The following is a 14263-nucleotide window of genomic DNA, read 5'->3' on the forward strand; positions in this document are numbered from 1 at the left end:
CGCCGATGCCGCGCGCCGCCCATCCCGTCCACCCGCCGTTGCCCGAACTGATGGCGCTGGAAGCGGCCGTGGGCGGCCTGTCGTTCGTGGCCGGCCAGCCGCTGGGCAGCGTGCTGGCCGGCCTGCATGGCTCGCGGCTGCGCGGCCGCGGGCTGGACTTCGCCGAACTGCGGCGCTATGTGCCGGGCGACGACCTGCGCCAGCTCGACCCGCGCGCGTCGCTGCGCTACGGCAAGCCGTACGTGCGCGCCTATACCGAGGAGCGCGACCGGCCCGCGATGATCGTGGCGGACCAGCGCATGAGCATGTATTTCGGGTCGGTGCGCGCCTTCAAGTGCGCGGTGGCGGCCCGTCTGGCGGCGCTGGCGGCCTGGACCGCCTATCGCGGCGGCGACCGCGTCGGCGGCCTGGTGTTCGACGACGACGGCGTGCGGGCGTTCAAGCCGCTGCGCAGCCGCGACCGGGTGCAGGCGCTGCTGGCGGAAGTGGCGCGCGCCAACGCCGGGCTGTCCGCGGCGCGGCCCGAGCGGCCGGCGGGCGCCGGACTGAACGCGGCGCTGCGCGGCGCGCTGGCGCATGCGCCGCACGATTGCCTGGTGTGCATCGTGAGCGACTTCGCCGGCGCCGACGCCGAGACCTTGCGCACGCTGCGCCTGCTGGCGCGGCACAACGACGTGGTGGCGATGCTGGTGTTCGATCCCATGGCGCAGGATCTGCCGCGCCGCGGCCGGCTGGTGGTGACGCAGGGCGAATTGCAGCTGGAGATTGCCGTGGGCCGGCAGCGCGAGCGCCAGCCGCTGGCCGACTTCTTCAGCGGCCGCCTGCGCGAAGTGGCCGACCTGCTGCGGCGCAGCCGTGTGCCGCTGCTGTCGATCGACACGGCCGAGGACGAAGTGGTGCAGCTGCGCCGCGCGCTGGGGCGCCTGCAGACGGGAGCACGGCGATGAGCGACGCGCTGCCCGGCCTGGACCAGTTGCAGGAGCTGCCGCTGCCGGCGGCGGTGCCGTATTGGCCGCAGACCTGGGGCTGGGCGGTGCTGGCGGCGCTTGTGCTGGCCGGCGCGGCATGGGCCGGCTACGCGGGCTGGCGGCGCCGGCGCCGCAACCGGTACCGGCGCCAGGCGCTGGCCGAGCTGCAGCGGCTGGCGCGCGCCGCGGCCGCCGATCCGCTGGCCGCGCGCGCCTTGCCGGGCCTGCTCAAGCGGACCGCGCTGGCGGCCGGCCAGCCCGCCGTGGCGCCGCTGGGCGGCCAGGCGTGGCTGGCGCGCCTCGCGCAGGATGCCGCAGGCGCCGCGTTCCCGGACGACAGCGCGCGCATGCTGGCGCTGCTGGCCTATGCGCCCGACGGCGCCGTGCGGGCGCTGGACGCGCCGGCGCTGGCGCGCCTGTTCGCGGCCAGCCGCCGCTGGGTGGAGAGCCATCATGTGGCGGCTTGAGTATCCCTGGCTGCTCGCCGCCGCGCCGCTGGCGCTGGCGGCCTATCGCTGGCTGCCGGCCTACGTGCAGGGCCGGCAGGCGCTGCGCCTGCCTTTTTTCGACGCCATGGCCACGCTGACCGGCAAGTCGCCCACGCGCCCGGGCGTGCAGCGCGGCCGGGCCCAGTTGTGGGTGAACGTCGCCGTGTGGCTGCTGCTGGCGCTGGCGCTGGCGCGTCCGCAATGGGTCGAGCCGCCGCTCACGCACGTAGAGCCCATGCGCGACATCCTGCTGGCCGTGGATATCTCGCAGTCCATGGACAGCGAGGATTTCCGCGATGCGCAGGGCCGGCCGGCGTCGCGCTGGCAGGCGGTCCAGGCGGTAGTGGGCGACTTCATCGACAAACGGCCGGACGACCGGCTGGGGCTGATCGTGTTCGGCGCCGGCGCCTACCCGCAGGCGCCGCTGACGCGCGACCACGCCGCGCTGCGCCTGCTGCTGCAGCGCACGGCGGTGGGCATGGCCGGACCCAACACCGCGCTGGGCGACGCCATCGGCCTGGGCATCCGCATGCTGGACCACGCCCGGGAGCGCGACAAGATACTGATCCTGCTGACCGACGGCAATGACACGGCCAGCGCCGTGCCGCCGGCGCGCGCGGCCGAGCTGGCCGCGCAGCATCGGGTCGTGGTGCACACCATCGGCATCGGCGACCCCGCCGCCAGCGGCGAGGACCGGGTGGATTTCGACGCCTTGCGCGACATCGCGCGCATCGCCGGCGGGCGTTTCTTCCGCGCCCGCGACCAGGCGTCGCTGCAGGAGGTGTACGCCACGCTGGACCGCATCACGCCGCACGAAGTGCGCACGCTGCGCCACCAGCCCAAGCGCGAGGATTTCTGGATGCCGCTGGGCGCGGCGCTGGCGTTGCTGGCGCTGTGGCATGGCGGGGCGGCCCTGGCCGCCTGGCGCTCGGCGCGCCCGGACCGGCAGGCGCGCCGGGAGGACGCATGGACATAGACCTGAGCGCCTTCCATTTCCTGCGCCCATGGTGGCTGCTGGCCGTGCCGCTGGCCGCGCTGCTGTGGTGGGCGCGCCGCGGCGAGCGCGGCGCGCCCGGGCGCGACCTGCGCATCGCGCCGGCGCTGCTGCCGTACCTGGTGCTGCGCACGCCGGGCAGCCGCGGGCCGCGTCCCATCGATGCGCTGGCGCTGTTCCTGGCGCTAGGCGGCGTCGCCGCGGCGGGGCCCGCCTGGCAGCGCGACGAGCCGGCCTATCTGGACAACGTGGCGCCGCTCATCGTGGCGCTGGATCTGTCCGCTTCCATGGACGGCGCGGACGTGCCGCCCACGCGGCTGGAAGCGGCCAGGCGCGTGCTGCGCGACCTGGCGGCGCGGCGCACGGCCGCCCGAACCGGGTTGATCGCCTATGCGGGCAGCAGTCATCTGGTGCTGCCGCCCACCGACGACGCGGGCTTGCTGGACCTGTTTGCGCAGGCCCTGGCCACCGGCCTGATCGAGCGCCCGGGCCGCGACGCCGACGGCGCGATTGCGCTGGCCGCACAGGCCCTGGCGGCCGAGCGCGCCGGCGGCACCTTGCTGATCCTGACCGACGGCGCCGACCGCGCGCGCATGGACGCCGTGCGCCGGCAGGCCCAGGCCGCGCGCGACATGCAGGTGCTGGTCATGGCGGTGGGCGTGAACGGCATCGATACGCAGGCCCTGCAGGAACTGGCGCGCGCCGCCGGCGCGGCGCTGGGCAGCCTGACGGGCGGGCCGGACGACCAGGACTGGATCGCGCTGCATGCGCAGGCGCATTTCCGTGCGGTGCAGGATGCGCAGTCCGGGCCGGTGCATTGGAAGGACGCGGGATACTGGCTGTGCTGGCCATTGGCCTTGCTGGCCCTGCTGGCGGTGCGCCGCGGCTGGAGCGTGGCCTGGAGCGCCGGCGTGCTGGTCGTGGCCATGGCCGGCATGCCGCAGCCGGCGCGCGCCGATGCGCTGGCCGATGCCTTCCTGACCGCCGACCAGCAGGGCCGCCTGGCCTTCGAGCACGGGCGCTACGACGAAGCGGCGCGGCATTTCCATGATCCGTACTGGAAAGGCCGGGCGGCCTACGAGGCCGGCGATTACAAGGCCGCGCTGGCGGCATTCTCGACCCTGCCCAGCGCCGAGGGCTATTTCTATGTCGGCAATACCCAGACTCGCCTGCATCGGTACGACGCCGCGCTGGCGGCCTACGACCGGGCGCTGGCGCTGAAGCCGGGCTGGCAGCCGGCCGTGGTGAACCGCGGCATCGTCGCGCGCCTGCTGGCCGCCATGGCGCAGACGCAGCAGGACCAGCCGGCCGAGCCGCCGGACCAGACGATTGCCGACCTGACCGCGCAGGCGGGCAAGATGAGCCAGGCGCCGGTGGCGCAGGCCGGCTCGGAAGAGGCCTGGCTGCGCAATCTGACGCTGTCGCCGGCGCGCTTCCTGCGCAGCAAGTTCGCCGCCGAGGACGCGGCGGCCGGAGCGCGGCCATGAGGCGCTGGCTGCCGCTCGCCTGCGCGGCCTTGCTGGCATTGGGGCTGGCCGGCGCGCCGCGCGCCCAGGACGCGCCGCCGCTGCGCGTGACAGCGCGCCTGCCCGCAGGCGCGCAGGCGCAGGCTGGCGCCACGCTGCGCCTGGAGCTGGATGTGATGACCACCACCTGGTTCACACAGCCGCCGCGGCTGCCCGCGCTGACGCTGCCGGGCGTGATGGTGACGCCGCCGTCGGGCGAAGGCGAGCTGGTGCGCGCCGAACACAATGGCGTGGCGTACAGCGGGCTGCGCTACACCTATCTGCTCAGTCCCACCGCCGCGGGCCAGGTGCAGGTGCCGGCGCTGGCGGTCAGCGCCGAGGTGGGGCCGGGCAAGACGCCGGCCAGCGCCAGCAGCGCGCCGCTGTCGTTCACCGTCGGCGGCGCGGCGGGCGGGCAGCCGGCCCCGCACGGCGCGCTGACGGTGTCGCAGGACTTCGCGCTGGCGCCGGACCCGCTGGTGGCAGGCGGCCGGGTGACGCGCAGCATTACGCAGCGCGCCGAAGGGGTGCAGGCCATGCTGCTGCCGCCGGCGCCGTTGGCCGATGTGCCCGGTTTCAAGCGCTATGCGCGCGAACCGGAGGTGACCACGCTGACCGATGGCCGTGGCGGTTTCGTGGGCGGGCAACGTATCGATCGCGCCGATTACGTGGCCGAGCAGGCCGGCGAGCTGAGCCTGCCGGCAGTGACGCTGGCCTGGCGCGACGGCGCCGGCGGGCAGCCGCGCCAGCAGGCGCTGCCCGGCCGCACCTTCGCGGTGGCGGCCGCGCCGGCCGTCGCGCCGCCGTTCTCGCTGACCGACGATCTGGCCCGGCTGCGCCACGGCTTGCGCTGGGTGCTGCCGGCGGCCTGGCTGGCCTGGGCCGCCGGCGGTGCGCTGGCCTTGCTGGCGCTCTGGCTGGGTTGGCCCTGGTGGCGCCAGGGCCTGTGCCGGCTGCGCGCGACGGCGCTACGCCGGCGCGCGCGGCGGCGGGCCGGCGAGCCCTGGCACTGGCGCGCCTGGCGCCGCGAGGCGCGGCGCGACAGCGGCACGCTGAGCGCGTTCTACCGCTGGCTGGCGCTGGCCGCCGGCGCGCCCGATATGCGCGGCGCCACGGCGACGCTGGACGAGGCGGCGCAAGGCGCGGCGGCAGCCGCGCTGCGCGACGCCTATGGCCGCGCCCCGGCCCGGGCCGGCTGGCGGGCCCGCCTGGGCATGGCGTCACGGCAATGGCGCGGCAATTGGCGGGCGCGCCGCGCCGCCGCGCCGGCGCATGGCCTGCCTGAGGTTCTCAACCCCGCGCGCGCCGCGCGTCCAAGGAGCTGACGATGAACAGACATACGACCGAGGGTTGGCGCCGCTGGGCGGCGCGCCTGGGCGCGGCCGCCATGGCCTTGCTGCTGGCCGCCTGCGCGGCGCCGCGCCAGCAGGCCGCGTCCGTCGACGAGCTGCCGTCCTGGAACGACGGACCGTCGCGCACGGCCATCGTCGAGTTCGTGCGCGCGGTCACGCGCTCCGGCGGGCCGGATTTCGTCGCCGCCGACGAACGCATCGCCGTGTTCGACAACGATGGCACGCTGTGGAGCGAGCAGCCCATGTACTTCCAGATGCTGTTCGCGCTGGACCGCGTCAAGAGCATGGCCCCGCGCCATCCCGACTGGGCGCGCCGCCAGCCGTTCAAGGCCGCGCTCCAGGACGACCACGCGGCGCTGGCCAAGGGCGGCGACGCGGCGTTGATGAAAATCGTCGGCGCCACGCACACCGACATGAGCACCGACACTTTTACCCGCAGCGTCAGGTACTGGGCCTCGACCGCCCGCCATCCGCGCTTCGACCGGCTCTATACGGAACTGACTTTCGCGCCCATGCGCGAACTGCTGGACTATCTGCGCGCCCACGGCTTCAAGACCTATATCGTCTCGGGCGGCGAAACCGAGTTCATGCGGCCCTGGACGCAGCAGGCCTATGGCATTCCGCCGGAGCAGGTCATCGGCTCCAGCTTCGTCACGACCTACGGCGTGCGCGATGGCGAGCCCACGCTGTGGCGCCACGGCAAGCTGGAATTCAACGACGACGGACCGGGCAAGCCGGTGGCCATCCAGCGCTACATCGGCCGGCGCCCGATCCTGGCGTTCGGTAATTCGGACGGCGACCTGCAGATGCTGCAATGGACCGCGGCGGGCGATGGCAAGCGTTTCGCCGGCCTGGTGCATCACACCGATGCGCAGCGCGAATGGGCCTATGACCGCGATTCCCGGATCGGCAGGCTCGATCGCGCGCTGGACGAAGCGCGGCGGCAGGACTGGACCGTGGTGGACATGAAGACCGAGTGGAAGCGCGTATACGCATTCGAACAACCCTGAAGTTTGTTGACTTGGCGGCACAAGGCCCTGTCGGGCGAGGAGAGCAGTCATGAATGCAAGACGATGGTTGACGGCGGCGCTGGTGGCCGCCGGGGGGCTGGCGGTGGCGGCCGGCGCGCATGCGCAGGCCCAGGGCGATGCGGCCAAGCCGCAAGCCTCCGGCAAGCCGCCCAATATCCTGGTGATCTTCGGCGACGATATCGGACAGGCCAACATCAGCGCGTATACGCGCGGCGTGGTCGGCTACACCACGCCCAATATCGACCGAATCGCCAAGGAGGGCATCATCTTCACGGACTACTACGCCGAGAACAGTTGCACGGCGGGCCGGTCCTCGTTCATCACCGGCCAGTCGCCGCGGCGCACCGGCCTGTCCAAGGTCGGCGTGCCCGGCGTCGACGTCGGCCTGCAGGACCGCGACGTCACCATCGCGCAGGCGCTCAAGGCGCACGGCTACGTGACCGCGCAATTCGGCAAGAACCACCTGGGCGACCGCGACGAATACCTGCCCACCAAGCACGGCTTCGACGAGTTCTTCGGCAACCTCTATCACCTCAATGCCGAGGAAGAACCCGAGCGGCCATACTGGCCCAAGGATCCCAAGGATCCGGTGGTCAAGGCGTACAAGCCGCGAGGCGTCATCAAGGCCAGCGCCGACGGCAAGATCGAGGACACCGGCGCGCTGACCTCCAAGCGCATGGAGACCATCGACGACGAAACCGTGGGCGCCGCGCTGGACTACATCGACAAGCACGGCAAGGGCGACAAGCCGTTCTTCGTGTGGATGAACACCACGCGCATGCATATCTATACGCATATCCGGCCCGAGCACCAGGGCAAGAGCGGCATGCCCGGCAACGACTACGCCGACGGCATGTGGGAGCACGACCAGGATGTCGGCAAGCTGCTCAAGAAGCTGGACGACCTGGGCATCGCCGACAACACCATCGTGGTCTACACGACAGACAACGGGCCCAACCAGTTCAGCTGGCCGGACGCCGCCACCACGCCGTTTCGCAACGAGAAGGACTCGAACTGGGAAGGCGCGTTCCGGGTGCCTGCCATGGTGCGCTGGCCCGGCCACATCCCGGCGGGCGTGACCAGGAACGGCATGGTGTCCGGGCTGGACTGGTTCCCGACGCTGCTGGCCGCGGCGGGCGAGGGCGACATCAAGGAAAAGCTGCTCAAGGGCTGGGCCGCGGGCAACGGCGGCAAGAACTACAAAGTGCACCTGGACGGCTACAACCAGCTCGAGTACCTGACCGGCAAGAGCGACAAGAGCGCGCGCAACGACTTCTATTACTTCAACGACGACGGCCTGCTGGTCGCCATGCGGATGGAGAACTGGAAAATCGTGTTCTGCGAACAGCGCGCGCCCGGCGGCTTCGACGTGTGGAAGGATCCCTTCGTGTGCCTGCGGGTGCCCAAGGTGTTCAATCTGAGGATGGACCCCTACGAGCGCGCCGATATCGTGTCCGACCAGTACTACGACTGGCTGTCCAAGAACGCCTACCTGGCTTTCATCGGCTCGGCCAAGGCCTCGGAGTTCCTGGAGACCTTCGTCGAGTGGCCGCCCAGCCAGCGTCCTGCCAGCTTCAGCGTGGACCAGGTGCAGGAAGAGGTGGATCGCAAGATCATGCAGTACTTCGAAGAGCAGAAGAAGAAGCAGGGCAAGTAGGCGCGGGCGGGCGCGGGCAGGCCCCGCGCCCGCTTGCGTCGCGCACGCCATGGGCATGTCTTTTACGGATCACTCGACATGAGCAGTACACCCTTGCGGGCCGGGCGCGCGGCGGCGCCGCCGCGCGCCGAAGCGCGGCCGCTGGCCGGACTGTGGGCGCCGGCCCTCTTGCTGGCGCTGTCCGGCACCGCGGCGCTGATATTCCAGATCCTGTGGATCAAGCAGTTGTCGCTGATCGTCGGCGTGGAAGTGCACGCCATCGCGCTGGCGCTCAGCGCCTTCTTCCTGGGCCTGGCGGCCGGCGGCTGGTGGCTGGGGCGCCGGGCCGACCGCAGCCTGCGCCCGCTGCGCCTGTACGCGGCCATCGAGGCCGGCGTGGCGGTCCTGGCGCTGGCGGTCACGCTGGCGCTGGCGCGCGCCGCGCCGCTCTTCGTGCAGGGCGAGCAGTACAGCCCCTGGCTGGCCTGGCTGGCGGTGCTGCTGCTGGTGGGCGCGGCGCCGTTTCTCATGGGCGGCACCTTGCCGGTGCTGCTGCGCGCGGCCGGCGCGGGCCGGGTGGGGCGCGCCGGGGCCACGCTGTACGCGGCCAATACCGGCGGGGCCATCGCCGGCGCGCTCTTGCCGGCCTTCCTGCTGATTCCCGTGCTGGGCGTGCAGGGCAGCGCCTGGGCGGCCGCGGGCCTGAACCTGCTGGCCGCGCTGGGCGCCTGCTGGCTGGACCATCGGCGCGGCGCGGTCGCCGGACTCGCCGAGCAGCCCGTGGCGACGCCCGCGGCTGGCGAATGGTCGCCGGGAGCCCGCCTGGCCATCGGCCTGTACAGCGTGGCCGGCGCCATCGCCATGGGCTACGAAGTGCTGTGGTCGCAGATGATCGTGCCCTTCATGAGCACGCGCGCGTTCGCGTTTTCCATCGTGCTGGCGGTGTACCTGGCGGGGCTGGCCGGCGGCGCGGCCTGGTATGCCCGCTGGGAGAGCCGGCTGGGCGATCCGTGGCGGGTGTTCGGCCTGCTGATCGCCGGCGCCGGGGTGGCCGCGCTGGTCGAGGCGGCCTTGCTGGGCCGCTGGCTGGTGGCCGCGCAAAGCGTGGCCGAGGCCGCCGTGGTGGACTGGACCGCCAGCGGCCTGGCCGGCATGAGCGCGCGCTTCGCCGTGGCCGCGGCGGCGGTGGTGCTGGCGCCGACGCTATTGCTGGGCGCGGCGTTTCCGGCCGTGCTGCGCATTGCCGTGCCGCCCGGGCGGCGCGGCCAGGGCGCCGGCGCGGTGCTGGCCGGCAATACGCTGGGCGGTATCGCCGGCACCGCGCTGACGGCCTTCGTGCTGCTGCCGTACCTGGGCACGGTGCGGGCCCTGGCGCTGCTGGCGCTGGCGGCATGCTGCGTGGGCGCGCTGGCGGCGTGGCGCGCGCCGGCCCCGGCCGCGATGGCGCGGGCGTTGGTGGCGGCGCTGACCGGCGCGGCGCTGATCCTGGCCTGGGCCTTGCCCGCCTCGCACCTGGCGCGGCTGCTGCCCGGCGCCCAGGGCGGCAGGCTGCTGTTCTACGAAGAGAATCATGGCGGCACCGTGGCGGTGGTGGAAAGCGGGCAGGGCGAGCAGCGCTTCCATCGTCTCTACATCCAGGGCGTCTCCAACTCGGGCGACGCCATGCCTTCGCTGCGCTACATGCGGCTGCAGGCCTTGCTGCCGCTCATCGTGCATGCCGGCGAACCGCGCTCGGCGCTGGTGATCGGCTATGGCACCGGCATCACGGCCGGCGCGCTGTCGCGCTATCCGGGGCTGCGCCAGCGCGTGGTGGCCGAACTGCTGCCCGGCGTGCTGCACGCCGCGCCGCTGTTCCAGGGCGCCTACGGCGCGGCCGGCGACCCCGGCCTGCAAGTGCGGCTGCGCGACGGGCGGCGCGAGCTGCTGGCCAGCCCCGAACGCTACGACCTCATCACCCTGGAGCCGCCGCCGCCGTCGGCCGCCGGCGTGGTCAACCTGTATTCGCGCGACTTCTACGCGCTGGCCGCCCGGCGGCTGAACATGTACGGCATCGTCGCGCAATGGCTGCCGCTGCCCACGCAGAACCTGGACGATACGCGCGCGCTGGTGGCCAGCTTCATCGAGGTGTTCCCGCACGCCACGCTGTGGACCACGGAGTTCCACGAAATGCTGCTGGTCGGCTCGCTGGCGCCCCTGCCGCTGGACGCCGCCCGCATCGCCGCGCGCTACGCCCAGCCCGGCGTGCGCGAAGCGCTGTCGGAAGTGGGGGTGGATTCGCCGGCGGCGCTGCTGGCGACCTGGGTCACCGACCGCGCGGGGCTGGCGCGCTTTGCCGGCCAGACGCCCGCGGTGACCGACGACCGGCCCGCCATCGAGTATGCCGGCTGGGTGCGGCCGCGCGAAGTGGCGCGCACGCTGCCGGCGCTGATGGCGCTGCGCGGCGCGCCGCCCCTGCAGGGCGACGGCGTCATCGCCGCCGCCGAGATCGCCCGCGCGCGCGCCGAGCTGGACGTGCTGTACCGCAGCGCCCTGGCCGCCTACCAGGGCGACCGGCAGGCATGGGCCAGCCATGCGCCGGCGCTGGCGCGCGCCAGCCGCGACAATCCGTATCTGCGCTGGTTCGTGGGCGGGGCCGGGGAGCGCTAGGCATGCGGCCGGCGGCCAGGCGGCTGGGCTCGTGGCTGATGGCGCTTGCGGCCTGCGCCGCGGCATCCGCCGCATGGGGCCAGCAAGGCTTGCGGCTGAGCAAGGACGACCTGCAAAAGCGCGCCAATGGCGTGCTGGCGCTGATGTCGTTTTCCATCGTTCCCGACATCACCACCAGCGCCTTGAACATCGCCGGCGGCGGGGGCTCGACCAGCGGGTCGACCGAGTTCTACATGACGCAGCTGGGCGGCGGCGACACTATCTCGAAATCGGTGCCCCTCTACCTGGAAGGCGTGCTGGCGGCCAGCCGCTACGACCCCACCTTCATCGCCACCCAAGGCGTCGAATCGCGCCGCATCCCCGCCAAGTGGAACAGCGTCTCGGCCACCGGCGGCATAGGCTGGGATTTCCCGCTGACCGACGAGCTGAAGCTGCGGCCCATCTTCAACGTGGCGCTGGGCAACGTGACCAGCGACCTGCGCGCGGCCAGCTGGTACGTGGGGCGGCAGACCGGGCAGGACATCGACTTCCTGGACCGCGGCTCGCTCAACGCCTACGGGCTGGGCGGGTCGCTGATGCTGGACTATGAGCATTACCGGCCGGGCTACGAGGTGGACGTGGAATTGCGCTACTCGGATATCCGGCTGCGCAGTTTCGACAGCTCGGCGGCGGTGCGCGGCCAGGCCACGGCGCAATCGGCCAATCTGTGGGCGCGCTATCGGGCGCCCACCGGCGCGACGCTGCTGCAGCGGCCGCTGCGCTACGTGCTGGAGCTGACGCATTCGGAATTCCTGGGCGATCAGCGCGGCATCCTGGGTTTCGATCGCCTGACCTCGGTGGGCGCGGGCCTGGAGCTCGATTCCAGCGCCTACGACGTATTCATCACCCGCACGCGGCTGGTCGGCCGCTATGTGTTCGGCAACAACGTATCGGGGTTTTCGGTCGGCCTGGCGGTCAGCTTCTGAGCGGGGCCGCGCGGCACATGCAGTTCGAAATGGCTGCCGTGCGCCACCTCGCGCCAGAGAAGGCGCGCCTCGATGGCGCGCGCGCGCGCCTGCATGCCGGTCAGGCCGCGCCCGGGCCTGGATGCGGCCGGCGCCTGGCGCGGACCGCAAAACCCCGCGCCGTCGTCGATGATGGCGATGACCGCGTGCGCAGGCTCGAGCCGGGTGCTCACGGTCAGGCGGCGCGCGCGCGCATGCTTGAGGATATTGGTGAACACCTCCTGCAGGATGCGCAGCACGTGCAGGGCGGCCGGCGGCGTCAGCCAGGAGACCGGCGGCAGCGGGCCGACCCGCCAGTCGATCGCCAGCCCGGCGGCCTGCAGGCGCGGTCCGAGCCGAAAGCGCAGCGTGGCCAGCAGCAGGGCCAGGTCGGTCTGGGCGGGTTCGAGCGAATCGATGGTCAGCCTGAGATCATCCAGGCATTCCTGCAACACCTGAGCGACCGCGCCCTCCGAACTGTTGCCGTGCTGGACCATGCGCAGCGCCGACACCAGCGAGGAACCCAGGCCGTCGTGCATGTCCTGCATCAGGCGTTCGCGCTCGCCGGCCAGGATGCGGATGCGCTCGACGTCGCGCAGGCGGCGGTGGCTGTGCTCCAGCTCCCGTTCGCGCTCGGTCAGGCGGCGCTGCAGCGTGGCCTGCGCGCCGGCGGCCTCGGCCAGCGCGTTGAGGTAGCGGCGGTAGGCCACATACAGGAAGATGACGAACATGCCGATGCCGGTATAGGGCAGCAGGTAGACGTGTTCCATGCTGAGCCTGTAGCTCTGCAGGAGCATGTCGTGCACCGCCACCGGGATGGCCGCCAGGTTCCAGCAGGCCAGCGCCAGGCCGTCGCGCGAACCGGCCCGCCACGCGCCCCAGACCGCCAGCAGGCAGGCGAACAGGCTGACCGCCGTAATGCCCAGGTAGGCCAGCGGCGCCAGCAGCACCAGATGCGGATGGATCTGCCACACCGGCAGCATGGCGGCCGTCAGCGCGCCCATGCCGGCCAGCATGGCGCGCTCGCTGCGCGGATAGGCGCGGCCGTGCAGGCGGAACGCGAAGAAATAGGACGCAATCGCCAGCCAGCCGACCGAGGTGATGGTCAGCCAGCTGAACCATTCGTCGTCGAGCAGCAACTGGAACGGCCCGGCGTGGTAATGCAGGCAACGCAGGTAGAACACCACGGAAGCCGCGAAGAACAGGCCGTAGATGGACTCCTTGCGGCGCACCGCCCACACGCCCAGCGCGAACAGCCCGATCGCCAGGAACACCGCGCTGGCCAGGTACGGCAGGTCCTGCTGCAGCCAGCGGCGCAGCTCGTAGCGCCAACGCAGTTCGCCGGCGGCGCCGACCCAGGCGGTCGACAGCCCCGCGCCCGCGCCGTCCAGGCTGCTGATGCGCAGCAGCAGCGTCGCGGGCGGCGGGCCGCCGGCAGCCAGGGGCAGCCACACCGGCCGGTTGAAGCCGCTCCATTGCGCGCTGCCGCCCGAGCGATACAGCAACTTGCCGTCGCCGTAGACGGCCAGGCGGCCGACGGTCTGCCAGCGCGGCAGATACAGCACGGGGTCGTCGACACCGCTGGCGTCGAGGTCCAGCCGGTACCAGGCCAGCGCCGCGTCGCCGGCCTGCGGATCGGGCACCACGCGGCGCTGCAGGCCGGCATGGGGCAGCGCCACGCTTTGCCAGTCGCCGGGCGGGCCCAACGCCGGCACGCGATCCGGCGCAGCGGCCGCTGCCTCGTCCTGCAGCAGGAACTGCGCGGCCGTGAAATGCCGCGGCTCGGCCAGCACGGCCGCGGGCAGCGCCAGGCACAGCCAGGCCAGCAGCGCCCAGGCCCGCCGCGCCAGGCGCCGGCGCTCAGCCATCCGGGCGCAGGCCGCGCGCGGCATTGATGGCGTCGACCTTGGAGTGGACCTGCAGTTTGCGGTAGATGCGCCGCACGAAGGTCTGCACCGTGTGGCGCGAAACCTCGAGGTCGCGGGCGATTTCGTCGTAGGTGTAGCCCAGCGTGATCCGTTCGAGCACCTGATGCTCGCGTGGCGACAGCGCCATCGCGGCGGGCGGCGCGGCGGCAGGCAAGCCCTGGCGCAGCCGGTCGAGCAACTGGCGCGCGATCAGCGGGTTGATCGGGCTGCCGCCGTCGCGCAGGGCGCGGATGTCGCGCACGATGCCGGCCGGTTCGCTGTCCTTGAGCAGGTAGCCGCAGGCGCCGGCCTCGATGGAGCGCATCACGTGCGCCTCGTCGCCGAACATGGTGTTGACCATGATGTCGCAATCGTCCCAGAGCCGCCGCGCCTGCCGGATGACGTCGATGCCCGATCCGTCGGGCAGCCCCAGGTCGACCAGCAGCACGTCGGCCGGCGGGCCTTGCAGCATGGCCCGCGCCTGGGCGCAGGTCTGCGCCTGGGCCAGCACGGACATGCCGGGCTCGTGCGCGATCGCCGCGACCACGGCGTGGCGAAACGCCGGGTCGTCCTCCACGATGGCGATACGCAGCGATCCGGCCGGCCGCGTCGGCGTACAGGTTTGCATGGCGTGCGTCTCCGTGCGGCCCCGGCTGTCCCCCGTTCGGGGGACAGACACAGAGCGAAAGTAATCGTAACTTTTGCTGCACTGTAGCGCGGCCCCAGGGTCGCGACGACCCGGACTCGATGCTC

General features: G+C 72.6%; 11 protein-coding genes. 9 read left to right on the forward strand and 2 right to left on the reverse strand.

Features of this window, described 5'->3' with window-relative positions; translation table 11 throughout:
- Positions 1-5: 5 nt before the first annotated feature.
- The 9 genes from EL288_RS11725 to EL288_RS11765 all read left to right on the forward strand — a co-directional run bounded on the left by EL288_RS11725 (position 6) and on the right by EL288_RS11765 (position 11585).
- A complete protein-coding gene (locus EL288_RS11725) occupies positions 6-947 on the forward strand; it encodes a DUF58 domain-containing protein (protein ID WP_010926613.1) in 942 nt (313 codons plus the stop codon).
- Positions 944-1435: a DUF4381 domain-containing protein gene (locus tag EL288_RS11730; RefSeq protein WP_010926614.1), complete on the forward strand. Its 492-nt coding sequence runs from the start codon at positions 944-946 to the stop codon at positions 1433-1435. Before EL288_RS11725 ends, EL288_RS11730 begins: the two co-directional genes overlap by 4 nt.
- Positions 1422-2432 (forward strand): vWA domain-containing protein, encoded by a 1011-nt coding sequence (locus EL288_RS11735; RefSeq protein WP_010926615.1) that lies wholly within the window; start codon positions 1422-1424, stop codon positions 2430-2432. Before EL288_RS11730 ends, EL288_RS11735 begins: the two co-directional genes overlap by 14 nt.
- Positions 2423-3937 carry a VWA domain-containing protein gene (locus tag EL288_RS11740; RefSeq protein ID WP_033458568.1) on the forward strand — a complete coding sequence of 505 codons (1515 nt, stop codon included), beginning with the start codon at positions 2423-2425 and terminating at the stop codon, positions 3935-3937. The genes EL288_RS11735 and EL288_RS11740 overlap by 10 nt, the downstream gene beginning before the upstream one ends.
- Positions 3934-5280 carry a BatD family protein gene (locus EL288_RS11745; RefSeq protein ID WP_033461667.1) on the forward strand — a complete coding sequence of 449 codons (1347 nt, stop codon included), beginning with the start codon at positions 3934-3936 and terminating at the stop codon, positions 5278-5280. The genes EL288_RS11740 and EL288_RS11745 overlap by 4 nt, the downstream gene beginning before the upstream one ends.
- 2 nt (positions 5281-5282) lie before the next feature.
- Positions 5283-6317, forward strand: a complete 1035-nt coding sequence (locus tag EL288_RS11750; RefSeq protein WP_010926618.1) for an HAD family hydrolase — start codon at positions 5283-5285, stop codon at positions 6315-6317.
- Between the two features lie 49 nt (positions 6318-6366).
- The gene (locus EL288_RS11755; RefSeq protein WP_010926619.1) at positions 6367-7995 is read left to right on the forward strand and encodes an arylsulfatase; all 1629 of its coding nucleotides are present in this window, start codon (positions 6367-6369) and stop codon (positions 7993-7995) included.
- Between the two features lie 78 nt (positions 7996-8073).
- Positions 8074-10620 (forward strand): spermidine synthase, encoded by a 2547-nt coding sequence (locus EL288_RS11760; RefSeq protein WP_126621936.1) that lies wholly within the window; start codon positions 8074-8076, stop codon positions 10618-10620.
- 2 nt (positions 10621-10622) lie between these two features.
- Positions 10623-11585 carry a hypothetical protein gene (locus EL288_RS11765; RefSeq protein WP_010926621.1) on the forward strand — a complete coding sequence of 321 codons (963 nt, stop codon included), beginning with the start codon at positions 10623-10625 and terminating at the stop codon, positions 11583-11585.
- Here EL288_RS11765 and EL288_RS11770 read toward each other — a convergent pair.
- On the reverse strand, positions 11528-13471 hold the full coding sequence (locus EL288_RS11770) for a sensor histidine kinase (RefSeq protein ID WP_126621937.1): 1944 nt from the start codon (positions 13469-13471) through the stop codon (positions 11528-11530). The genes EL288_RS11765 and EL288_RS11770 overlap by 58 nt on opposite strands.
- Complete coding sequence (locus tag EL288_RS11775; RefSeq protein ID WP_003811550.1) at positions 13464-14138, reverse strand: response regulator; 675 nt, start codon at positions 14136-14138, stop codon at positions 13464-13466. Before EL288_RS11775 ends, EL288_RS11770 begins: the two co-directional genes overlap by 8 nt.
- Between the last annotated feature and the right edge of the window lie 125 nt (positions 14139-14263).

The sequence above is a fragment of the Bordetella bronchiseptica genome (assembly GCF_900636925.1).
Classification (GTDB): domain Bacteria; phylum Pseudomonadota; class Gammaproteobacteria; order Burkholderiales; family Burkholderiaceae_B; genus Bordetella; species Bordetella pertussis.